Annotated in this window: 16 protein-coding genes; 15 read left to right on the plus strand and 1 reads right to left on the minus strand. The window is 60.9% G+C overall.

The window, feature by feature from the left end:
* Window positions 1-11: 11 nt before the first annotated feature.
* The 12 genes from rplI (at window position 12) to ACTQXM_RS03890 (ending at window position 16198) form a co-directional block, all read left to right on the plus strand.
* Window positions 12-551 carry a 50S ribosomal protein L9 gene (rplI, locus tag ACTQXM_RS03835; protein ID WP_154516756.1) on the plus strand — a complete coding sequence of 180 codons (540 nt, stop codon included), beginning with the start codon at window positions 12-14 and terminating at the stop codon, window positions 549-551.
* A 218-nt stretch (window positions 552-769) separates the two neighbouring features.
* The gene (dnaB, locus tag ACTQXM_RS03840) at window positions 770-2167 is read left to right on the plus strand and encodes a replicative DNA helicase (RefSeq protein WP_427718155.1); all 1398 of its coding nucleotides are present in this window, start codon (window positions 770-772) and stop codon (window positions 2165-2167) included.
* A 92-nt stretch (window positions 2168-2259) separates the two neighbouring features.
* The gene (locus ACTQXM_RS03845; protein ID WP_427717940.1) at window positions 2260-3546 is read left to right on the plus strand and encodes an adenylosuccinate synthase; all 1287 of its coding nucleotides are present in this window, start codon (window positions 2260-2262) and stop codon (window positions 3544-3546) included.
* A 120-nt stretch (window positions 3547-3666) separates the two neighbouring features.
* Entirely contained in the window at window positions 3667-4971 is a 1305-nt protein-coding gene (gene purD / locus ACTQXM_RS03850) for a phosphoribosylamine--glycine ligase (RefSeq protein WP_154516747.1), read from the plus strand.
* A gap of 21 nt (window positions 4972-4992) precedes the next feature.
* On the plus strand, window positions 4993-5688 hold the full coding sequence (locus ACTQXM_RS03855; RefSeq protein WP_195838565.1) for an NUDIX domain-containing protein: 696 nt from the start codon (window positions 4993-4995) through the stop codon (window positions 5686-5688).
* 82 nt (window positions 5689-5770) lie between these two features.
* Entirely contained in the window at window positions 5771-7540 is a 1770-nt protein-coding gene (locus ACTQXM_RS03860; RefSeq protein ID WP_441537047.1) for an ABC transporter ATP-binding protein, read from the plus strand.
* 19 nt (window positions 7541-7559) lie between these two features.
* Entirely contained in the window at window positions 7560-8525 is a 966-nt protein-coding gene (locus ACTQXM_RS03865) for a hypothetical protein (RefSeq protein ID WP_154516741.1), read from the plus strand.
* Window positions 8526-8936: 411 nt separating this feature from the next.
* Window positions 8937-10382: a glutamine-hydrolyzing carbamoyl-phosphate synthase small subunit gene (gene carA / locus ACTQXM_RS03870; RefSeq protein ID WP_441015236.1), complete on the plus strand. Its 1446-nt coding sequence runs from the start codon at window positions 8937-8939 to the stop codon at window positions 10380-10382.
* Between the two features lies 1 nt (window position 10383).
* On the plus strand, window positions 10384-13698 hold the full coding sequence (carB, locus tag ACTQXM_RS03875; RefSeq protein WP_154516735.1) for a carbamoyl-phosphate synthase large subunit: 3315 nt from the start codon (window positions 10384-10386) through the stop codon (window positions 13696-13698).
* A gap of 439 nt (window positions 13699-14137) precedes the next feature.
* Window positions 14138-14602, plus strand: a complete 465-nt coding sequence (gene purE / locus ACTQXM_RS03880) for a 5-(carboxyamino)imidazole ribonucleotide mutase (protein WP_154516732.1) — start codon at window positions 14138-14140, stop codon at window positions 14600-14602.
* A gap of 36 nt (window positions 14603-14638) precedes the next feature.
* The gene (locus ACTQXM_RS03885; protein WP_441537048.1) at window positions 14639-15637 is read left to right on the plus strand and encodes a class B sortase; all 999 of its coding nucleotides are present in this window, start codon (window positions 14639-14641) and stop codon (window positions 15635-15637) included.
* A gap of 144 nt (window positions 15638-15781) precedes the next feature.
* Window positions 15782-16198 carry a molybdenum cofactor biosynthesis protein MoaE gene (locus ACTQXM_RS03890; RefSeq protein ID WP_154516726.1) on the plus strand — a complete coding sequence of 139 codons (417 nt, stop codon included), beginning with the start codon at window positions 15782-15784 and terminating at the stop codon, window positions 16196-16198.
* Between the two features lie 106 nt (window positions 16199-16304).
* Here the strand turns inward: ACTQXM_RS03890 and ACTQXM_RS03895 are convergent, their stop codons facing one another.
* A complete protein-coding gene (locus ACTQXM_RS03895; protein WP_441537049.1) occupies window positions 16305-17534 on the minus strand; it encodes a putative ABC transporter permease in 1230 nt (409 codons plus the stop codon).
* A 296-nt stretch (window positions 17535-17830) separates the two neighbouring features.
* Here ACTQXM_RS03895 and purF point away from each other — a divergent pair, with 296 nt between their 5' ends.
* From purF to purN, 3 genes are all read left to right on the plus strand, one after another.
* Window positions 17831-19501 carry an amidophosphoribosyltransferase gene (gene purF, locus ACTQXM_RS03900; protein WP_441537050.1) on the plus strand — a complete coding sequence of 557 codons (1671 nt, stop codon included), beginning with the start codon at window positions 17831-17833 and terminating at the stop codon, window positions 19499-19501.
* 156 nt (window positions 19502-19657) lie between these two features.
* Window positions 19658-20761, plus strand: coding sequence for a phosphoribosylformylglycinamidine cyclo-ligase (gene purM, locus ACTQXM_RS03905; protein ID WP_427717964.1), 1104 nt, complete (start codon window positions 19658-19660; stop codon window positions 20759-20761).
* Window positions 20751-21458, plus strand: a complete 708-nt coding sequence (gene purN / locus ACTQXM_RS03910; protein ID WP_441033121.1) for a phosphoribosylglycinamide formyltransferase — start codon at window positions 20751-20753, stop codon at window positions 21456-21458. The genes purM and purN overlap by 11 nt, the downstream gene beginning before the upstream one ends.
* Window positions 21459-21578: the final 120 nt, after the last annotated feature.

Raw genomic sequence — 21578 nt, forward strand, 5'->3', positions numbered from 1 at the left:
GGAGACGCATCATGAAGGTTATTCTTCTCGATGAGATCAAGGGCAAGGGCGGCGAGGGTGACGTCGTAGAGGTCGCTCAGGGTTACGCTGAGAACTTCCTGTTCCCCAAGAAGCTCGCTGTTGCCGCCACCAAGGGCAACCTCAAGCAGCTTGACGAGCGTCGCAACAACATCGCCAAGCGCGAGGCCGTCCGTCTGGCTACCGCCAACGAGACCAAGGCTGCCCTCGAGGGCAAGCAGGTCACCGTTGACGTCAAGGTCGGCGACGAGGGCATCCTCTTTGGCTCCGTCACCGCCGCTATGATCGCTGACGCCATCAAGGATCAGCTCGGTATGGACATCGACCGCAAGCGCGTCGAGCTCGGCAAGCCCATCAAGGTTGCCGGTGCCCACACCGTTGCCATCTCGCTGTACCGCGAGATCAAGGCCGAGGTTGTCGTTCTCGTCGGCGTTACCGCCGAGGAGCTCGCTGCCGAGGCTGAGGTCGAGGAGGCCGCTGAGGTCGCCGAGGCCGAGACCGCCGAGGTCGAGACCGAGGCTGCTGCCGAGTAGCATTTGCTGCAACGCAACAATCTTGTTCTAAGAAGGGCGCTCTGGGAGACCGGGGCGCCCTTTTATTTTTTGCGCTGAGTGGGTGTCACGTCATACATGGAGATGTAGTCCCACATAAGGGACCGTTCATCCGTTTGGTTCGGTGATGATTATTAAGGCGCGCCTCGATTTAAAGCTGTGGCTGATACTATGGATGCTCGCAAGCGATATGAATGAGGATGCTCATGGCATACGACGATAGGGAGACATGGCTGACGGTCGAGGACCGCGGCTCCAAGTTGGGTCTCCCCCAAAACCAAGATGCAGAGGCCAACGTACTGGCCGCCATGCTGCTATCGCCCGAGGTGGTCGAAGAAGCCCAGGTCGAACTGCAGCCCGACGATTTCTACCGGCCCATTCATAAGACCATCTATACCGCGATGGTCGATATGTACAACAGTCGCATCCCCATCGACTCCATCTCGCTGATCGATTACCTGCGAAGCATCAACAAGCTCGATGCCGTGGGCGGCGAGGCGTACATTTTGGAGCTGATGGGTCAGACCCTGTCGCTCGTCAACTGGCAGCACCATGCCGCCATCGTTCGTCGCGACTCGATGCTGCGTGAGCTGATTGGCGCTACCAACGAGATTAACGCGCTGGCCTATAACGCCCCCACCGATACCAAAGAGGTCGTTGAGCTGGCCGAGAGCAAACTGCTCAAGGTTACGGCGCGCGAGGTTAAGTCGAGCTACAAGACACTGACCGAGTTTATGGTCGAGGCCTATAACGAGGCCGAGGAAGTGTGCCAGGCCGGTGGCCAGGCAGCGGGCGTTCCCACGGGCTTCCCGTCACTCGACCGCATGCTTATGGGCTTCCGTGAGGGCCAGCTCATCATTATCGGCGCCCGCCCCGCCGTGGGTAAGACCTCGTTCGCTCTAAACCTGGCGCTCAATGCCGCCGCTGCGGGCTACACCGTCGGCTTTTTCTCGCTGGAGATGTCGGGCAAGGAAATTGCCCAGCGCCTGATTTGCGCCTATGCCATGATTTCGATCAGTGATTTTCGCATGGGTCGCATTAGCCCCGAGCAGTGGGCCAATATCAATGAGGCCACGCAGACCTTGTCCAAGCTCGATATTCTGATTGACGATACGCCCGGCACCACGGTGACCGAGATTCGCGCCAAGAGCCGCCGCATGCTCCACAACAAGGAGAAGGCCATCATTATCTTGGACTACCTGCAGCTGGTGAGTCCTCCGCCGGGACGCCGTTCCGAGAGTCGCACCGTCGAGGTCTCCGAGATGTCTCGTGGCTTAAAGATTATGGCCAAGGAACTCAAGATTCCGCTGATCGCGCTGTCTCAGCTGTCGCGTCAGGTCGAATCCCGTACCGGCAAGCGCCCGCAGCTTTCCGACCTGCGCGAATCGGGCTCCATCGAGCAGGACGCCGATATCGTCATGTTCCTGGACCGTTCCGCCGACGAGGCTGAGGCCTCGCGCGACGACCGACCCGACGAGGGCGTCACGCGTATTGTCGTGGCCAAGAACCGTTCGGGCCCGATCGGCGACGTCGACCTGATGTTCCTGCCGGCATCTACCAAGTTCTATGAGCTTGATGGGGTACATACCGAGGAGTAGGACAGGCGCCCGTTGCACGGGTATACTGGGGATGTTTTGTGCTTCTGCCCGCCGTGTGGCGCGCAGACAGTCCATGTATGTAAGGAGTAAACATGCCGTCAACCGTTTTGGTCGGTGCCCAGTGGGGCGATGAGGGCAAGGGTAAGATCTGCGACCTGATCGCCGGCGACTTCGATGCCGTCGTGCGCTATTCGGGCGGCAACAACGCCGGGCACACCATCGTTGTCAACGGCAAGAAGTACGGCCTGCACCAGGTTCCCTCCGGCATCATGTACGCCGACCACGTGTCGGTGATTGGCAACGGCTGCGTCGTCAACCCCAAGGTTGTCCTTGAGGAGATCGACATGTTCGAGGCCGATGGCATCACCACCAAGAACCTCAAGATCAGCGGCAACGCACACGTGATCATGCCGTATCACGTCGACCTGGACGGCGCCTTTGAGCAGAAGCTCGGCAAGAAGAGCATCGGTACCACCAAGCGCGGCATTGGCCCGTGCTATCAGGACAAGATGGCTCGTATTGGCCTTCGTATGCAGGACATGCTGGACGAGGAGCTCTTCCGCGACAAGCTGGAAACCGCTCTTGCCCGCGTGAATCCCGAGCTCGAGTTGCTTTACGGCCTGCCCACCTACACCGTGGACCAGATCTGTGAAGAGTACCTGCCCATGGCCGAGCGCCTGCGCCCGTACATCACCGAGACGAGCCTGCTGCTCAACAACATGATCGATGAGGGCAAGACCCTGCTCTTTGAGGGCGCCCAGGCAACATTGCTCGATATCGACCATGGCACCTATCCGTTTGTCACGTCTTCCAACTGCACCGCCGGCGGCGCGATCACCGGTTCTGGTGTTGGCATGAAAAACGTCGATCGCGTGCTGGGCGTCATGAAGGCCTACATCACCCGCGTCGGCGCAGGCCCCATGCCCACCGAGCTTTCCTACGAGTCCGAGGCCGGCCATACGCTGACCGAGGAGGGCTATGAGTACGGCGTGACCACCGGTCGCCGTCGTCGCTGCGGCTGGTTTGACGGTCCCATAGCCAACTACGCCTCGCGCGTCAACGGTCTTACCGACATCGCCCTGACCAAGCTCGACGTGCTTTCGGTCTTCGACACCATTAAGGTGTGCGTGGCCTATGACGTCGATGGCGAGCGCTACACCAGCGTGCCCGAGCACCAGGTGCGCTTTGAGCATGCCAAGCCCATCTACGAGGAGCTTCCCGGCTGGAAGTGCGATATTACCGGCTGCCGCAGCTTTGAGGAGCTGCCGCAGGAGGCTCAGGACTACGTGGCATTTGTCGAGGATCTGGCGCACACGCGCGTGACGTTTGTCGGTGTTGGCGCCGGTCGCGAGCAGATCATCAACCGATTCTGGAAGTAATCGGCGTTATTTGGTTATTGCGATATACCCCTTCGCAGCCCGGACGGGCGGCCGAGGGGTATATTTGCTTGTAATGGGCCCGCATGGTTGACGGGCCGTTAATCCATAGAGGAGGCACCCTTGAAGGCGGACACTCAAACCATCGACATCCTGTTGTTGGGCAGCGGCGGCCGCGAGCATGCTTTGGCAGCCAAGCTCGCGGCATCACCGCGCGCCGGCAAGCTCTACATCGCCCCGGGCAACGGCGGCACCGCGAGCTGCGGCGAGAACGTGGTTCTCGACGATTGCGATCCTGCTGCCGTGGCGGCGTTTGCACAGAGCCACGGATGCGGACTCGTGGTGATTGGCCCCGAGGCTCCGCTCGTGGCGGGCGTGGCCGACGCCGTGCGCGCGGCGGGTATTCCCTGCTTTGGCCCGGGTGCCGAGGGCGCTCAGATGGAGGGCTCTAAGCTGTTCTCCAAGCAGCTCATGGAGCGCGCGGGCATTCCGACGGCCGCCTACGGCTCGTTTACCGACGAGGCTTCGGCTCTCGCCTATGTGCGCGAGCAGGGCGCTCCGCTGGTCGTGAAGGCCGACGGTCTTGCCGCGGGCAAGGGCGTTATTGTGGCAACCGAGCTTTCGCAGGCCGAAGAGGCCGTGCGCGAGTGCTTTGGCGGCACCTTTGGCGACGCCGGCAACACCGTGGTTATCGAGGAGATGCTCGTTGGCCCCGAGTGCTCGCTGCTGGCCTTTACCGACGGCAAGACCGTGCGCCCCATGGCCACCTCGCAGGACCACAAGCGCGCGCTTGAGGGCGACCTTGGTCCCAACACGGGCGGCATGGGCGTCTACAGCCCGGTGCCCATCGTGACCGACGAGGAGCATGCTACCATGGTGAAGGTCATGGAGCAGACCGTGGCCGAGCTCGCCGCCGAGGGCATCGATTACCGTGGCTGCCTGTACGGCGGCTTTATGCTTACCCCCGCCGGCCCCAAGGTGCTGGAGTTTAACGCCCGCTTTGGCGACCCCGAGACGCAGGTCGTGCTGCCGCGCCTTAAGAACGACCTGGTCGAGGTCATGCTTGCCTGCGCTAACTGCGAGCTCGACCAGATTGAGCTCGATTGGCGTGACGAGTGGGCGGTGGCCGTTGTCCTGACGAGCGCGGGCTATCCCGGCAGTTACGAGAAGGGCAAGGTCATCACCGGCATCGAGGATGCCGAGGCCATGGAGAACGTGACCGTGTATCACGCCGGCACCGCCGTGGTGGACGGCCAGCTCGTGACCAACGGCGGCCGCGTGCTCGCCGTGACCGCGCTGGGCGACACGTTCGAGAACGCTCGCAACCTTGCCTACGAGGCTTGCGAGAAGATCGATTTTGAGGGCAAGACCCTGCGTCACGACATTGGCCTGCGCGCGCTGCGCGGCCGCGACGCCTGGGATGCCTAAAATCCGAGAGGAATGAGACGGATGGACGAGAAGAACGAAGAGCTCGTGGACGCGCAAATCGTCGAAGAGGACAGCCGCATGTATGGGCACGCCGAGGGCGAGCCTGGTGGCGAGGTCGCTGACGAGCCGGCGCTGGTGCTGGGCGACGACGACCCGCACGATGCCGAGCTGCACGAGAAGATTCTTTCGGAGGAGTGCGCCTGGAAGGGCAAGATCCTCGACGTCCACCGTCTTGAGGTTGAGCTGCCCAACGGTCACCGCAGCGCCCGCGATATCGTTCGCCATCCGGGTGCGGCGGCCGTTGTGGCGCTGACCGAGAGCGGCAAGATCGTACTGGTGCGTCAGTACCGCACCGCCATCGACCGCGTGACGGTCGAGATTCCCGCCGGCAAGCTCGACCCAGGCGAGGACCCGCTCGATTGTGCCAGGCGCGAGCTGCATGAGGAGACGGGCTTTAAGGCCGGGCGCATTCGCTTTTTAACGTCTATTGTCACGACCTGCGGTTTTTGCGACGAGATTATTCACATCTACCTGGCCACCAAGCTCGAGTTCGATGCGCCCAACCCCGACGATGACGAGTTTGTCAACGTTGACCTGGTGCCGCTGCACGAGCTGATCGATGCCGTGCTCGACGGCAAGATCGAGGATGCCAAGACCGTCGTGGGCGCACTTGCCTGCGACAGCATCGCGCACCGCCTTGGTGGTTCTGAGCTGTAACGAGTGGGGATAGCCCTGGGACAAGTACTACTGATTGCTTTGTCCCAGGGTCTTACGTTGCTGATATTTCTTTGAGGATCACATGCTGAAGCGTTTTATGTCTTACTACAAGCCCCAGATGGGGCTTTTTGTTGCCGATACCATTTGCGCCCTGGTGCTCGCCGCCATTGACCTGGCGTTTCCCATTATCCTGCGCAATCTGTGCGGCGGGCTGTTTACCCAGGGCCAGACTGCCATTATGCAGGCGCTCGGTATGATCGCGGTGGGACTGGTGCTGATGTATGCCACCCGCTGCGCCTGCCGCTACTTTGTGAGCTATTGGGGCCACGTGATGGGCGCGCGCATGGAGTCCAAGATGCGTGAGGACTTGTTCGATCAGTACGAGCGTTTTAGCTTTGCGTACTTTGATCGCAACAGCTCGGGTGACATGATGAGCCGCGTGGTCAACGACCTGTTCGATATCTGCGAGGCGGCGCACCACGTGCCCGAATGGATCATTATTTGCGGTATCGAGATCATTGGCTCGTTTGTGATTCTGTTTACCATTGCGCCGGTGCTCGCGCTCGCCATGGCCGTGGTGACGGCGGTGTTCGCGGTCATTATGTTTTGGCAGAATATGCGCATGCGCGAGGTCTTTAGCGATAACCGCAAAAAGATCAGCGGCATCAATGCGCAGCTGCAGGATTCGCTGGCGGGCATGCGTGTGGTCAAAAGCTTTGCCAATGAGCAGACCGAACGCTCTAAGTTCCGTGCCTCTAACGATCGCTACCTTTCGTCCAAGGAAAACATGTATCACGCCATGGGCGTCTACACCGCGACGTATGGTCTGCTCTCGGGCGTGCTCTATGTAATCGTGGTGCTGCTGGGCGGTTGGCTCGTTGCCCAAGGCCAGCTGCAGGCGGTCGATATGGCAACCTTCGCGCTCTACATTTCGCTGTTCTGCACGCCGCTTGAGACGCTCGTCAATTCGGCCGAGACGTATCAGAAAGCCATCGCCGGCTTTAAGCGCATGGACGAGGTGCTCTCGACTGTCCCCGATATTCAGGATAAGCCGGGTGCTGCGGATCTGCAGGTGACGGCCGGCGCTGTTGAGTATCGCGACGTGTGCTTTAGCTACGAGGATGTCGAGCTGGGCGCGGGCGACGGGACGCGTCCCGTTATCGACCATATGGATCTGTCCATTAAGCCCGGTCAAACCATCGCTTTGGTTGGTCCCTCGGGCGGCGGCAAATCAACGACTTGTTCGCTGTTGCCGCGCTTTTACGACGTTGCCGCCGGCTCCATTAGCATTGACGGCCAGGATGTGCGCGACGTGACGCAGCGTAGCCTGCGCCGATCCATCGGCCTGGTGCAGCAAGATGTCTATCTGTTCGACGGAACGATTGGCGAGAACATCGCCTATGGCAAGCCGGGCGCCACGGCAGAAGAAATCGCCGAGGCGGCCCATCGCGCCAACATCGATGCTTTTATCGAGTCGCTTCCGCAGGGCTATGACACCGTGGTGGGCGAGCGCGGCAGCCGTCTTTCTGGTGGTCAAAAGCAGCGGGTCGCCATCGCGCGCGTGTTTCTCAAAAATCCCAAGATCCTTATTTTGGATGAGGCGACCAGTGCTCTGGATAACGAGAGCGAGGAGGCGGTGCAGGAGTCGCTCGAGCGCTTGGCGCGCGGCCGCACCACGATCATCATCGCTCACCGTCTCTCGACCATCAAGCATGCCGACGAGATTGCGACCGTTGAGCATGGTCGCGTTGTGGAACGTGGCACGCACGAGGAGCTTCTCGCCCGTGGCGGCACTTATGCCCGTTACTATCGAATGCAGTTCGAAGGTGCGCGTGCGCACGAGCTCGACTGATTGATATGACAGGAAGGTTATGGCTGATAAGAACCATCTGACTCCGGAAGAAGTGACGGAGTTATTCTCCGAAATCGATGCATCCGGCGTCTTGGATCCTACACTCGCCAAAAAGCGTACCGAGCGCATGCGCGAGAAAGAGTCTGCCGTCAAACGCGGTGACAAGGCGACACTGGCGCGGCTGCGCAGCGAGGATCGCGCGAGCCAGGCAAAACATATCGACCCGCTGTCCGAGGACGATCCTTCGGGTTCGCAGGTGAGCCATACCATTACGAAAACTGCCATGGCCGTGGTTATCGGCATCCTGGTGCTGATTGTGGGCATGCAGATCGGCTACGGCGTGATGCGACGCCTGAACACCGCGAACCTCTCCGAGAGCGTTTCGGTGGATACCGTCTCGACCGCGCTCAAAGGTGGACTTGAATGGGGCAACGGCTTTACGCAGTTCCCGCTCGATTTTACCGTCGACGAGGCCGACGAGGGTACGGGCACGGTTGAGGTGACGGTGCTGGACACGTCTTCCGCCAATGAACTCGAGTTGCTGTCCAACGGTCAGATTCAGGCGGCGGCGCTCGCAACCAATGCCCTGCTCAACGACAAGATTGACCGTGTGGTGTATAACGTCCACGCCTATATCGACGAGGACAGCAGGATTCAGCATGATTCCTTCTTTGGCATGTTTCCCGCCCAGGGCCACCAGAGTGCCATCATGACGTTCGTCTGGACCAAGAGCTCTTCCAACGCCACCAATATCGACTGGAAGATGCGTATCGTGAGCATGGATGACACCATTGCCGAGCGTATTCAGAAACAGGTGAACTCGGTATCGTCGCTCATCGAGGACCCGGCGGTGAGCCAGACTAAGATTGACGAGGAAAAGGCCGAACGTGACCTGGAGCACCGCCTGCACGGCCGCGAGATTTTCCGTGGCGGCAAGCTTGGCCGCACCCCGTCCGAATTACTTGAGCAGGACAAGCAAAAGTAGTCCGCAGCCACATAGAATGATGACATCCCGCGTGAGCCGCAAGCCCACGCGGGACGATTTTTCTGGGACGGGGATTAAAAAATTATTCTGTCATGTATGCGGTTGGCGAGTAGTCAATTTGGGACGGGGCCATTTTAGCTACCCCGGCTGGTGGCACGACGGTTAGGTTGATTGACGGACGGGGCAGCTAAAATAGCCCCGTCCCAAATTGACTATTCAGCGACAAAGCTCTGCTTTCAGAATGATTTTTTAATCCCCGTCCCAGAAAAATCATTATGCATAAGAAGTCATAATTATCATTTTGTAAACAATTCTATGTAATTAACGCCATAAGTCATGCTTACGGTTAGAATACCGCGAGGCCTAACTACACACCTTTAAGCCGGTCCCGAGAGACCGGGAAGGAGAACTATGGCGAACAACCATATTGCGGGCGCTGCCGCCCGCACCATCGCGCCCAGCGAACTGTGCCAGCGCATGCTGGCCAAAACCAGCAAGGGTGCTTGCGGTCCCTGCATCCTGTACCTTGAGGATGGGACCATTTTTTATGGCCGTGCATGTGGTGCCGAGGGCACCGCGACCGGCGAAGTCTGCTTCAATACCTCACTCGAGGGTTACTTTGAGGTTATGACCGACCCGAGCTATGCTGGCCAGATCGTTACCATGACCTATCCGCAGATTGGCAACTATGGCATCGATGAGACCGATGTTCAGTCCGCCTTCCCCGGCGATGACGTACGCCCTGCGAGTGCTCCCGCCATGCGCGGCATGATCGTGCGCGACATGTGTGCCACGCCTTCTAACTGGCGCTCGGCCGTCAGCGTGCCGGAGTACCTGCGCGCACACGGCATCGTCGCTATCGAGGGCGTCGACACCCGAGCCCTGGTGCGCCACCTGCGCGACAATGGCTCCAAGATGGGCATTATCTCGACCGAGGTCCTCGACATCGACGAGCTTGCCGAGCGCTTGGCCTCTGCTCCCACGCTGGTGGGGGAGAACCTGGTCAAGACCGTGAGCTGCCCTGCGCCCCATCCGTTCGCCGGAAGCGATCTGCCTGCCGAGCATGGCTTTGCGCTTGCGGCCCCCGCTCCCGCCCGCCACAACGTGGTCGCGTACGACTGCGGTGTCAAGCGTGGCATCCTGGAGGGTCTGGTCCGTGCTGGCTGCGACCTTACCGTCGTGCCGTGGGATACACCCGCGCGTCAGGTACTCGACATGAATCCCGATGGCGTCTTTTTGTCCAACGGTCCCGGCGACCCCGATGCCGTGGTAGAGACCTACGAGCAGGTGCAGCAGCTGATCGGCAAGGTGCCCGTCTTTGGCATTTGCCTGGGTCACCAGATGATCAGCTTGGCATGCGGTGCCCAGATGGAAAAGCTCAAATTCGGTCACCGTGGCGGTAACCAGCCGGTTATGAATCTGGTCAGCCGCCGCGTGGAAATTACCGCGCAAAACCATGGCTTTGGCCTGCTGTTCCCCAGCTTGGGCAAGCTTGTCCCCGAACTTTCGGGCGGCGAGACCGAGCATGCGGCCGACGGCGATCTGCGCGTCTGGGTGCGCCGTGGTATCGCGCCCGTCGTGATGAACGAGCGCTTTGGCCGCATTCGCCTGACGCACGTGAACCTCAACGACGGCACCGCCGAGGGCATTCAGCTGCTCGATGCCCCGTGCTTCTCGGTCCAGTACCACCCCGAGGCCTCGCCCGGCCCCACCGATGCCCACTATCTCTTTACCGCCTTTACGCGACTCATGGACGGCGAGGAGAACTACCTGGACATCGACACCGCGAAGGACCGCCTGCAGGGCTGGAACTTTGCCGACGAGGGTTCCGCCACGACCGAGACCGAGGAGAACTAACATGCCTAAACGTACTGACATCAAGCGCATCCTCGTCATTGGCTCGGGCCCCATCGTCATTGGCCAGGCCTGCGAGTTCGATTACTCCGGCGCCCAGGCCTGCAAGGTGCTCAAGGAGGATGGCTTTGAGGTCATCCTGGTCAACTCCAACCCGGCGACTATCATGACCGACCCGGGCCTGGCCGACCGCACCTATGTCGAGCCCATCACCGCCGAATTTATCGAGCGCGTGATCAAGAAGGAGCGCCCGGACGCGCTGCTGCCCACGCTGGGCGGCCAGACCGGTCTGAACGCCGCCGTCGAGCTGGCAAAGGACGGTACGCTCGACCAGTACGGCGTCGAGATGATCGGCTGCGACCTTGCCGCCATCGAGCGCGGCGAGGACCGCAAGCTCTTTAACGAGGCCATGGCCGAGATCGGCCTGGAGGTCGCGCGCTCGGGCTATGCCTACAGCGTGGCCGACGCCGAGGCCATCGCCGAGCGCGTGGGATATCCCTGCGTGCTGCGCCCGAGCTTTACCCTGGGCGGCGCCGGCGGCGGCATCGCGCACACCCACGAGGAGCTCGTCTCCATCGTGAGCCAGGGCCTTGAGCTCTCGCCCGCCCACGAGGTGCTGGTCGAGGAGTCCATCGAGGGTTGGAAAGAGTACGAGATGGAGGTCATGCGCGACCACGCCGGCAACGGCATCATCGTGTGCTCCATCGAGAACCTCGACCCCATGGGCGTGCATACCGGCGACTCCATCACCGTGGCGCCGGCGCAGACCCTCTCCGACCTTGAGTATCAGCGCATGCGTGTCGCCTCGCTCGCCATTCTGGAGAAGATCGGCGTCGAGACCGGTGGCTCCAACGTGCAGTTTGCCGTGAACCCGCAGACCGGTCGCCTGATCGTCATCGAGATGAACCCGCGCGTGAGCCGTTCGTCCGCACTGGCCTCCAAGGCCACGGGCTTCCCCATCGCCAAGGCCGCCGCTCGCCTGGCCGTGGGCTACACGCTCGACGAGATCGTCAACGACATCACCAAAGCAACGCCTGCCTGCTTTGAGCCCACGATCGACTACTGTGTGGTCAAGGTGCCGCGCTTTGCCTTTGAGAAGTTCAAGGGTACCGACCCCACGCTCACAACGCGCATGAAAGCCGTGGGCGAGATCATGGCGATCGGCCGCACCTTTGAGGAGGCCTTTGGCAAGGCCATGCGCTCGCTGGAGGACGGGCATCAGGGCATTTGCGCTGGTGGCAAGGAAGGTGCCGATAAGCTGAGCGACGACGAGCTCGCTCAGGCCGTGGGCACCCCGACTGAGCACCGCATCTTCTTTGTGGTCGAGGCCCTGCGTCGTGGCTGGGATGTCGCGCGCATCCATGCCATCTGCGGCATCGATCCGTGGTATCTCAACCGTATCAACGATATGGTGCAGGTCCAGGAGAGCATTCGCGGCCTGCGCGTGGAGGACATCGACGCAGACGCGATGCGCCTGCTCAAGCAGTATGGCACGAGCGATGCCGAGATTGCCGCGCTGACCGGCTCGGACGAGCGCTTTGTTCGCGCTTACCGTAAGGGCCTGGGCGTGGTTCCCAGCATGAAGACGGTCGACACCTGCGCTGCTGAGTTCTCGAGTGCCACGGAGTATCACTACAAGACCTACGAAAACATCTACCGCACGAGCCCGGTCGCCAAGAAGTGCGTTGCCCCCGACGAGACCACGCCGGCAGATAAGCCCAAGGCGATGATTCTGGGTGCCGGCCCCAACCGTATCGGCCAGGGTATCGAGTTTGACTACTGCTGCGTGCACGCGAGCTATGCGCTGGCGGCCCGTGGCTTCGAGACCATCATGGTCAACTGCAACCCCGAGACCGTCTCGACCGACTACGACACGTCCGATCGTCTGTACTTTGAGCCGCTCACCTACGAGGACGTCATGGACGTTATCGATGTTGAGCGCCCCGACGGCGTCGTGGTGACGCTCGGCGGCCAGACCCCGCTTAAGCTGGCGCGCATGCTCGAGGAGAGCGGCGTGAACATCATGGGTACCAAGCCCGATGCCATCGATTTTGCCGAGGACCGCGAGCGCTTTGCCGCCCTGCTCGACAAGCTGGGCATTATGTACCCGCCGGCGGGTCAGGCCACCTCGTTTGAGGAGGCCGAGGCCGTGGCCGCGCATATCGGCTACCCGCTGCTGGTTCGTCCGAGCTATGTGTTGGGCGGCCGCGGCATGATGATCGCCTACGATGCCGAGCATCTGCACGATTACATGGCCGAGGCTGCGCGCATTAGCCCCGACTACCCGGTGTACCTCGACCGCTTCCTGGAGGGCGCGATCGAGTCCGATGTCGATGCCCTGTGCGACGGCGAGGAGGTCTACATCGGCGGTATTCTGGAGCATATCGAGGAGGCCGGTATCCACTCCGGTGACTCCGCGACTTGCATTCCGCCGTTTAGCTTTAGCGAGAGTCTGCAGGCGAAGCTCCGCGAGACCACGCGCCGCATCGCGATGGCGCTGGGAGTTCGCGGCCTGGTCAATGTGCAGTATGCCATCAAGGGCGAGACCGTCTACGTGATCGAGGCCAACCCGCGTGCCAGCCGTACCGTGCCGTTTATCTCCAAGGCCACCGGCGTGCCGTTGGCCAAGTGCGCGGCGCGCATCATGGCGGGCGATTCCATCGCGAGCCTGGGCCTGCCGAGCGACGAGCGCCAGCTGGACTGCTTCTGCATGAAGGAAGCCGTTATGCCCTGGGGCCGTTTCCCGGGAGCCGACGTTATCCTGGGGCCCGAGATGAAGTCGACGGGCGAGGTCATGGGTGTCGCCAAGAGCTATCCCGAGGCATACGCCAAGACACAGCTGGCGATTGACTACAAACTGCCTGATCCGAGCGCCGGCAAGGTGTTCATTAGCGTGTGCGATCGCGACAAGCGCCATATCCTTTCGGTCGCCCGTATCCTGCGCTATCTGGGCTTTGACATCTGCTCTACCGAGGGTACGGCGCGCGTGCTGCGTGGAGGCAACGTGACGTGCGAGGTCGTGGAAAAGATCAGCGGCCCGCACGACGGCGAACGTCCCAACATCGGTGACCTTATCGCCGATGGCAAGATCGCGGTGATCATCAATACGCCGTACGGCCCGGGCTCGCGCGGCGACGGCTATCTGTTGCGCACCGAGGCGGTGCGCCGCGGCGTGACCTGCGTGACGGCGATGTCTGCCGCCAACACCTACGTGAGTGCTATCGAGGCGGTGCGCGAGGACCAGCAGGGCCACGGCAGCGCCAACGACATGGGCATGGACGTCATCGCCCTGCAGGACCTGCCGCAGTACACGGTGTAATGTGACCTGGTCGGCCGGGGCGGCAGCCGGACACTTTCTCTCGGAAACTGGGCTTCGCGAAGTTTTCCGAGAGAAAGGTCCGCCTCCCGCCCCGGCCTGCGGTGACTTTGCTGCACCGTGTGCTGTCGAAGGGACTTTGCGCGATGACTAGGGTTGAGAAATAAAGTGAGCGTGGGATCTGCCGTTCGAATGAACGGCAGATCCCACGTTAATATTTCAGCCAACGTACGTCATGGCAATCCCCGGTAGGTCGAAGGTGCTCTGCGGCGGCCCGGTGTTTTCATCTGAGCGACTTTGCGCAGCAACCGGAGTGAAGATGAAAACACCGGGCCGCCGCAGAGCACCAACAGACCGCAGGGACGGGAGCAGCTATACTACTCTCAGTAGTTAAGGGTCGCGGATTGGCCGCGTCACCGCTCTCAACAGGAGGTCTTTGTTTATGGCAGATCAAAAGCCGGTTGTCGGGATCATCATGGGTTCCAAGTCCGATCTGGGCGTTATGGAAGGCTGCACCGCCGAGCTCGAGGCGCTCGGTGTGCCCTATGAGCTCGTGATTGCCAGCGCGCACCGTACGCCGGCGAAGGTCCACGAGTGGGCTTCGACTGCCGCCGACCGTGGCATCAAGGTGATTATCGCCGCAGCCGGCAAGGCCGCGCATCTGGGCGGTGTCGTGGCTGCCTTTACGCCGCTGCCGGTTATCGGCGTGCCTATGAAGACGAGTGATCTGGGCGGCATGGATTCGCTGCTGTCGATGGTGCAGATGCCTTCGGGCGTGCCTGTGGCATGCGTTGCCATCAACGGCGCCAAGAACGCCGCCATCTACGCCACGCAGATTCTGGGTGCTTGCGATCCCGAGTATCGCGCAATTATCGAGAAGATGAAGCAGGAGATGGCTGACGCCTAAGCGGCTTGCCGTTCCGTTGTAATCATAGGGAGAGTTATGTCCGACTATCAGGGAAAACGTTTCTCGGCTTCTCAGATCCCCGATCCATCCAAGTCGGGATCGGCCCGCTCCATGCAGCAGGGTCGGGCATCCTCTCCTCAACAGGCTCGTGCGCCGCGCCCCGTAACGCCGACGTCCCATCGCCGTCAGGATACGCCGGCTGCGTATCGTCCCTCGTCTTATAGCGCAGCTAAGAAGCCACCCCGGTCTTCATCGCATGCCGCGCTGTCGAATTACACCGAACCGCCGCGCAAAAAGCGCAGTTCCGTTTTTCCCATCCTGCTCATCATTATCGGTGTCGGTCTGATCGTTGCCGCTGCCGCCATCTTTATCAATGCACAGATTGGCTACAAGCAGGCGAGCGATTCGTACCAAAAGATCGAGAAGCAGTACGTGAGCGATAAGGATGCGAGCGGCGTGCCGATTGTCGATTTTGACGCTCTTGCTAAGGCAAATCCCGAGATCGTGGGATGGATTTATGTGCCGGATACCAACATCAACTATCCCGTGGTGCAGGCCAAGGACAACTCTAAATACCTCAACACGCTGTTTGACGGTACGTCCAATGCATCGGGTGCGATTTTCTTGGACTTCGAAGATGTCGCGCCGGGCATGGTGGACCAGCAGACGACAATCTACGGCCACCATATGAACGACGGATCGATGTTTAATGTGATCTCGGACACCACCGACCAGGCGACGTTCGACAGCATCGAGTACGTGTACTACATCACGCGCGATGGCACGTATAAGCTGAGACCGCTGGCGACCAAGGTGGTTGAGGATACGTACTCCAAGGCGCGCGCGACCAACTTTGAGGGCGACGACGGGCTGACGAATTATCTGTCCGAGATGCTTGACGGTGCCTCTGCCGTGGCGAGCGATGCCACCGATCGTGCCGCTTCGGCAACCAAGGTCGTAACACTTGTGACCTGCCGCTCACTGTCATTTAGCAATACGCGCGCCGTCATGGTACTCACGCCGGTCGAGGAATAAGTGGTTCGAGAGTAGCTAATTTGGGACGGGGCTCTTTTAGCTACCCCGGATATGCAGAATGATTTTGCTGGGTTAGGTGACGGGGGTAGCTAAAAGAGCCCCGTCCCAAATTAGCTACTCGACGACGGAAAAAAAGGGGAAGCGATGCTTGAAAGTGGCAAATTGATGCCTTCGGTCGATGCGTGGCTGCGCGAAGCCAAGGCCGACGCTTCGGCGCCGGCGTGTGGCATGTACCTGACGCACAATGGCGTGGTGCGTGCGACACCCAAGTCCGAGGCGCGCGGTGTCGAGACCGATGGCGTGGCGCCGGGCCACAAGGTGGGCGGCGTGGTGTTTGGCTACGACGCCAGCAAGGTGCAGGCTGCCATCGAGGCGACGCGCGCGATGCCCGGCATCGGCTATGTGCGCGTATGGCTGGCGAGCGGCGAGCTTGCCGTGGGCGACGATATCATGCTCGTGCTCATTGGCGGAGACATTCGCCCGCATGTGGTCGATGCCCTGCAGGCGCTCGTCGGCACTATCAAGAACGAGTGCGTGAGCGAGGTCGAGCGCGAAGCGTAACACCTAGCCGGCAACCCGTGTACGTCTGTAGCAAAAGCCCGCTGGCAGTTCATGTAGATCTGCCAGCGGGCTTTGGTGTGTTGGGGCTGTTTTGTGCCGGCGCTCGCTACACGCGCGTGGCGTCCTTGGGGCTCATGGTCATGCTCTGGAAGCGATTTTCCATATACTCGTTATCGAAGTACTTTCCGTAGAACTGCGCAACGGGAATATCGCTGGCCGTGCCGTTGACACGCTGGTACCAGTAGTCGAGCGATTGCAGCGTCATGACGCCGTCGACCAGCATGATGATGGTAAAGATGACGGTGGCTGAGTAGCGACTCTTCCAGGGAATCATGTTAATGAGCTTGAGCAATCTGGGCAGCAGTAGCTTGATCCAGATGAGTCCGCCCAGACCCCACAGGCAGGCGAAGCCCGTGCAGGTGCGACCGCCCGTAAGCACGGCGAGCGGATCGGGCATGCCAAAGAGCTTCATATGCGAGTAGTTCCACGAGACCACACCGAACGAGGTCTGCATAAACCAGCCCACAAAGACCTCAAAGCTTGCACCAAGCAGGGCGCTCACCAAAAAGATAATGATGGGGTTCTTTTTGTAGAAGCGGTTGAGCACCATGGTCATGAGTACGGCGCCAAATCCGTAGATGGGGCTGAAGGGGCCAAATAGCATGCCGGCGCGGTTCTGGTAGACGCCTGGATCGTCGACCGTCATGTGCCAGATGTCCTCCAGGATCAGGCCGAGCACGCAGCAGACAAAGAATACCCAAAACAGGTTGAAGTAGTTGAGCTTAATGTAGCCCTCGCCGGTCTCATCGCGGCCGAGCATGCCCTCGGCGGCGGCGTCGCGATCGAGCATCTCCTGCAAGCGGCGCTGCAGTTCGCGCTCCTGACGAAGCGTGGGGTCAACAGTGGCCGAAAGCGCGACGAGGATGCCGAGCTGGATGGCGGGGCGCAGCAAGAACGGCCCGATACCCTGGAGCATCACGTCGACCAAAAGCTCAACGACGGTAAGTGCGATAAGGATATAGGACAGGCGCGCGGCGTTGCGGCGCTGGTTCTTGATGAGGTCCAGGCCAAAGATGATCAAGATGACCGCGCTCGCCGCCGAGAGCATGATGCCGGCGACGATAAGGCCGACCGCGACGAGCGTGTTGTCGCCGAGCTTGGCGGCGGCGTTGCCGTTGATGAGCGCGGTGATGACCTGCCACATAAAGGCGCCGACCGAAGGGAGCGTGCCTACGCCGGACAGGATGCACAGGACGGCGTACACCTTAATGATGAGGGGAATCTTCTTGACCTCCGTGGCGCTGGGGACGCTGGGGTCGAGTTCGTTTCGATCCATACGGAACCTTTCTCGTTTTGTTGTAGGTTACAAGGATACGCCGTCGACCTCTTAAAGACAGGACGAATGGCCCAATTGCAGCAATGTAAGCCCTAACGGTGGGCGAGACGCGTCGCGACGGAAACATACGGGACCGTTGGCCCCGAGGGCGGGTTGCCCAATAAAATGTTTGGTCGCAAAACGGATAATAAGCTCGGTGGGCTTTTAAAAACCGCTGTTCATGCGCTGGGGAGCTTGTCTTGCCGTGCGTATAATAAGGCAGGTAACGCCAAATAACGAGGCTCTGAGGGGATGCCATGTCTCAAGAAACCATCCGCGCGGCCGAGCGTGCCACGGGACAGGTGACGACCATGTCGACGTACGATCCGGACTCCGACCAGCTGCATGAGGAATGCGGCGTTTTTGGTGTGTGGGCGCCCGATCGCGACGTGGCTCGACTGACGTACTTTGGTCTGCGTGCGCTGCAGCATCGCGGCCAGGAATCGGCGGGAATCGCCGTGGGCGACGGCGGCACGGTTATGGTTCGTAAAGACCTGGGACTGCTCGACCGTGTGTTCTCCAACGCCGACCTATCGACGCTCTCCGGCCAGTTGGCCGTGGGTCACGTGCGCTACGGCACTGCCGGCGCCAAGAGCTGGGAAGCCTCGCAGCCACATCTTTCGACCATTAATAGCGTCATCATCGCACTTGCGCACAACGGCACCCTCGTCAACACCGACGAGCTGCGCCGTCAGCTCATCGAGCTGGGCGTGCCGTTCCTCTCCAATTCGGATTCCGAGGTCGCGACCAAGCTCATCGGCTACTTTACGCAGCGCACAGGCCATTTGCGCGAGGGCATTCGCAAGACGATGGAACTCGTGCGCGGTGGCTATGCCATGACGCTCATCAACGAGCAGGCGCTCTATGCTTTCCGCGACCCGCACGGCATTCGTCCGCTGGTGCTGGGCAAGCTTGTGGACGAGGGCTTGGACCAGGCCGACGCCGCATCCGTTTCGCGGCTGCCGTCGCAAGACGACGCCGCGACGGTCGACGCTGCCGCTCATGTCACGCGCGCTGGCGGCTGGGTCGTTGCCTCCGAGACATGTGCACTCGATATCGTGGGCGCCGAGTATGTCCGTGATGTCCGTCCCGGCGAGATCTTGCGCATCAGTGCCGAGGGCTTGGTGTCCGAGCAAGGCGTGCCCGCTGCCGAAGAGCCCGCCAACTGTATCTTTGAGCAGGTCTACTTTGCCCGTCCCGATTCCATCATGAATGGCAAGAGCGTTTACGCCTGCCGCTATGACATGGGTCGCCAGCTGGCACACGAGGAACCCGTCGAGGCCGACCTGGTCATTGGCGTGCCCGACTCCGGTCTGCCGCCTGCGGAGGGCTATTCGCACGAGAGCGGCATTCCCTTTGGCGAGGGCCTCATCAAGAACCGCTATGTGGGCCGTACGTTTATCGAACCTACGCAGGAGCTGCGCGCCATGGGCGTGCGTATGAAGCTCAACCCGCTGCGCGATAACATCGAGGGCAAGCGCCTGGTCGTCATCGACGACTCCATCGTTCGCGGCACCACCATGGTGCAGCTCGTCAAGATGCTGCGCAACGCCGGCGCCAAGGAGATTCACATCCGCATCAACTCGCCCGAGGTCATCTGGCCGTGCTTCTACGGCATCGATACCGACGTGCAGTCGCAGCTCATCAGCGCTAACAAGACGGTCGATGAGATCTGCGAGTACATTGGCGCCGATTCGCTGGCCTTCCTTTCGGTCGAGGGCCTGCTGAAGGTCATGCCCAAGGGCGGCTACTGCGATGCGTGCTTTACCGGCCGTTATCCCGTGGCTATTCCCGAGAGCTTTGGCCGCGACAAGTTTATGGAGGGCTTTAAGCCCCGCAACCTGGATAAGCCGCTGCACTTTGGCGACGACGCCGTGGTCGAGAAATACGATGACCGCAGCTGGGAAGAGAAGCACGGCGAGGCCTAGAACCTGCCATTTAGGGACAGGTTTATTTTGGTAGGTTTTACCTGCTGTTTTGTTGATATGACGGCGCGCACCGCTGCGGTGTGCGCCGATATGAACGCAACTATGAGCACTGTTTGGCGTCTGTGTGTCAAACGGTAGTGGGAGAGGAAGGCTCAGATGAGCGACAGCAAGCATGTGACGTATGAGGATGCCGGCGTCGATACCGCCGAGGGCGGCCGCGCCGTCGACGCTATTAAGCAAATGGTTAAGGATACCAACCGTCCCGAGGTTATCGGCGGCATCGGTGGCTTTGGCGGCCTGTTCTCGGCCGCCGCGCTTAAGGATATGGAAGACCCGATCCTGATCAGCGGTACCGACGGCGTGGGCACCAAGCTCGTCCTCGCCCAGATCATGGACCGTCACGAGACGGTGGGCCAGGACCTGGTCGCCATGTGCGTCAACGACATTTTGGCTTCGGGCGCCGAGCCGCTCTTCTTTTTGGACTATGTTGCCATCGGCCACATCGAGGCCGAGCACATGGCAAAGATCATCAAGGGCGTGGCAGACGGCTGCAAGCTCGCGGGCTGCGCGCTCGTGGGCGGCGAGATGGCCGAGCACCCGGGCGTCATGGCTCCCGCCGACTACGACCTCGCCGGCTTTACCGTGGGTGTCGTCGACCGTCCCAAGATGCTCGACCCCGCCAACGTCCGCCCCGGCGACGTGATTCTGGGCCTTCCCTCCACCGGCGTGCACTCCAACGGCTACTCGCTCGTGCGTAAAGTCATCGGCGTTGACGGCATCAAGCCGGGTACGCCCGAGGCCGCCGCTAAGGCCGAGGAGCTGAGCCGTCCGCTCGAGGAGCTCGGCGGCGCATCACTGGCAGACGCTCTGCTGGCCCCCACGCGCATCTACGTCAAGCCGATTCTTGAGCTGCTCCGCGGCGGCGCTCCGGTGCACGCCATCGCCCATATCACCGGCGGTGGCATCACCGAGAACCTTAACCGTGCGTTGGCCGACGACGTCGACGCCGTGGTCACCCGCAATGGCGCCGAGATGGGCTGGGACATTCCGCCCGTCATCACCTATGTTTCGCACCAGGCCGAGCTTACGCCCAACGAGGCATGCAAGACCTTCAACATGGGCGTCGGCCTGTGCCTGATTGTCGCTCCCGAAGATGAGGCCGCGGTAACCGATGCCCTGGTCGCGCTGGGCGAGAAACCGTTCCGCGTGGGCGAATGCGTCGAGGGCTCCGGTAAGGTCGTGTACTCCGATGAGCGCTAACGAGCAGACGGCTGCCGCCGAGGGCTTGGACTTTGTGCCCTACACCCGTCCGACCGGTACCGACACGGCCGATCCGCTCAAGATCGGCGTGCTCATCAGCGGTTCGGGCACCAACCTGCAGGCGCTCGTCGACCTGATCGCCGCCGGCAAGCTCAATGCTTCGATCGAGCTCGTGGTGTCGAGCCGTCCTTCGGCCAAGGGCCTGCAGCGTGCAGAGCGTGCGGGTATCCAGACGCTGACGCTCTCCAAGGATGTCTACGCCGACCCTATCGCCGCCGACGAGATTATTGCGCACGAGCTTCTCGAGCGCGGCTGCGAGTATGTGGTCATGGCTGGCTACATGCGCATGGTGCACACACCCCTGCTGGCGGCGTTCCCCAACCGCGTTGTCAATCTGCATCCGGCGCTGCTGCCGAGCTTTACCGGTGCGCATGCGATCGACGATGCCTTTGCGCGCGGCGTCAAGGTGACCGGTGTGACCGTGCATTTTGCCAACGAGATCTACGACAACGGCCCCATCATCGCCCAGCGCGCGCTGGCCGTTGAGGAAGGCTGGGATGTCGACACACTCGAGGAGCACATCCATGCGATCGAGCACGTGCTGTATCCCGAGGTCGTGCAGATGCTCGCTGACGGCCGCGTCCACGTGTTGGAGAGCGGCAAGGTGGCAATTGACCCGGCGCGCCATCGTGCGTAAAAGGATTCGCTTGGTTTTCATTGCAACGTTAACTATCAAAAAAGCTGATTGGGGCATATGGAATCACATGTGCCCCAATCAGCTTAATATCTCTTTGATTTTGGGCTCTGGATAACGTGA

The organism is Collinsella sp. LCP19S3_D3 (assembly GCF_052121455.1).
Classification (GTDB): Bacteria; Actinomycetota; Coriobacteriia; order Coriobacteriales; family Coriobacteriaceae; genus Collinsella.

Coding starts and splice junctions, on each gene's coding strand:
- rplI (WP_154516756.1), top strand. CDS start 12: ATGAAGGTTATTCTTCTCGATGAGATCAAGGGCAAGGGCGGCGAGGGT.
- dnaB (WP_427718155.1), top strand. CDS start 770: ATGCTCATGGCATACGACGATAGGGAGACATGGCTGACGGTCGAGGAC.
- ACTQXM_RS03845 (WP_427717940.1), top strand. CDS start 2,260: ATGCCGTCAACCGTTTTGGTCGGTGCCCAGTGGGGCGATGAGGGCAAG.
- ACTQXM_RS03855 (WP_195838565.1), top strand. CDS start 4,993: ATGGACGAGAAGAACGAAGAGCTCGTGGACGCGCAAATCGTCGAAGAG.
- ACTQXM_RS03860 (WP_441537047.1), top strand. CDS start 5,771: ATGCTGAAGCGTTTTATGTCTTACTACAAGCCCCAGATGGGGCTTTTT.
- ACTQXM_RS03865 (WP_154516741.1), top strand. CDS start 7,560: ATGGCTGATAAGAACCATCTGACTCCGGAAGAAGTGACGGAGTTATTC.
- carA (WP_441015236.1), top strand. CDS start 8,937: ATGGCGAACAACCATATTGCGGGCGCTGCCGCCCGCACCATCGCGCCC.
- carB (WP_154516735.1), top strand. CDS start 10,384: ATGCCTAAACGTACTGACATCAAGCGCATCCTCGTCATTGGCTCGGGC.
- purE (WP_154516732.1), top strand. CDS start 14,138: ATGGCAGATCAAAAGCCGGTTGTCGGGATCATCATGGGTTCCAAGTCC.
- ACTQXM_RS03885 (WP_441537048.1), top strand. CDS start 14,639: ATGTCCGACTATCAGGGAAAACGTTTCTCGGCTTCTCAGATCCCCGAT.
- ACTQXM_RS03890 (WP_154516726.1), top strand. CDS start 15,782: ATGCTTGAAAGTGGCAAATTGATGCCTTCGGTCGATGCGTGGCTGCGC.
- ACTQXM_RS03895 (WP_441537049.1), bottom strand. CDS start 17,534: ATGGATCGAAACGAACTCGACCCCAGCGTCCCCAGCGCCACGGAGGTC.
- purF (WP_441537050.1), top strand. CDS start 17,831: ATGTCTCAAGAAACCATCCGCGCGGCCGAGCGTGCCACGGGACAGGTG.
- purM (WP_427717964.1), top strand. CDS start 19,658: ATGAGCGACAGCAAGCATGTGACGTATGAGGATGCCGGCGTCGATACC.
- purN (WP_441033121.1), top strand. CDS start 20,751: ATGAGCGCTAACGAGCAGACGGCTGCCGCCGAGGGCTTGGACTTTGTG.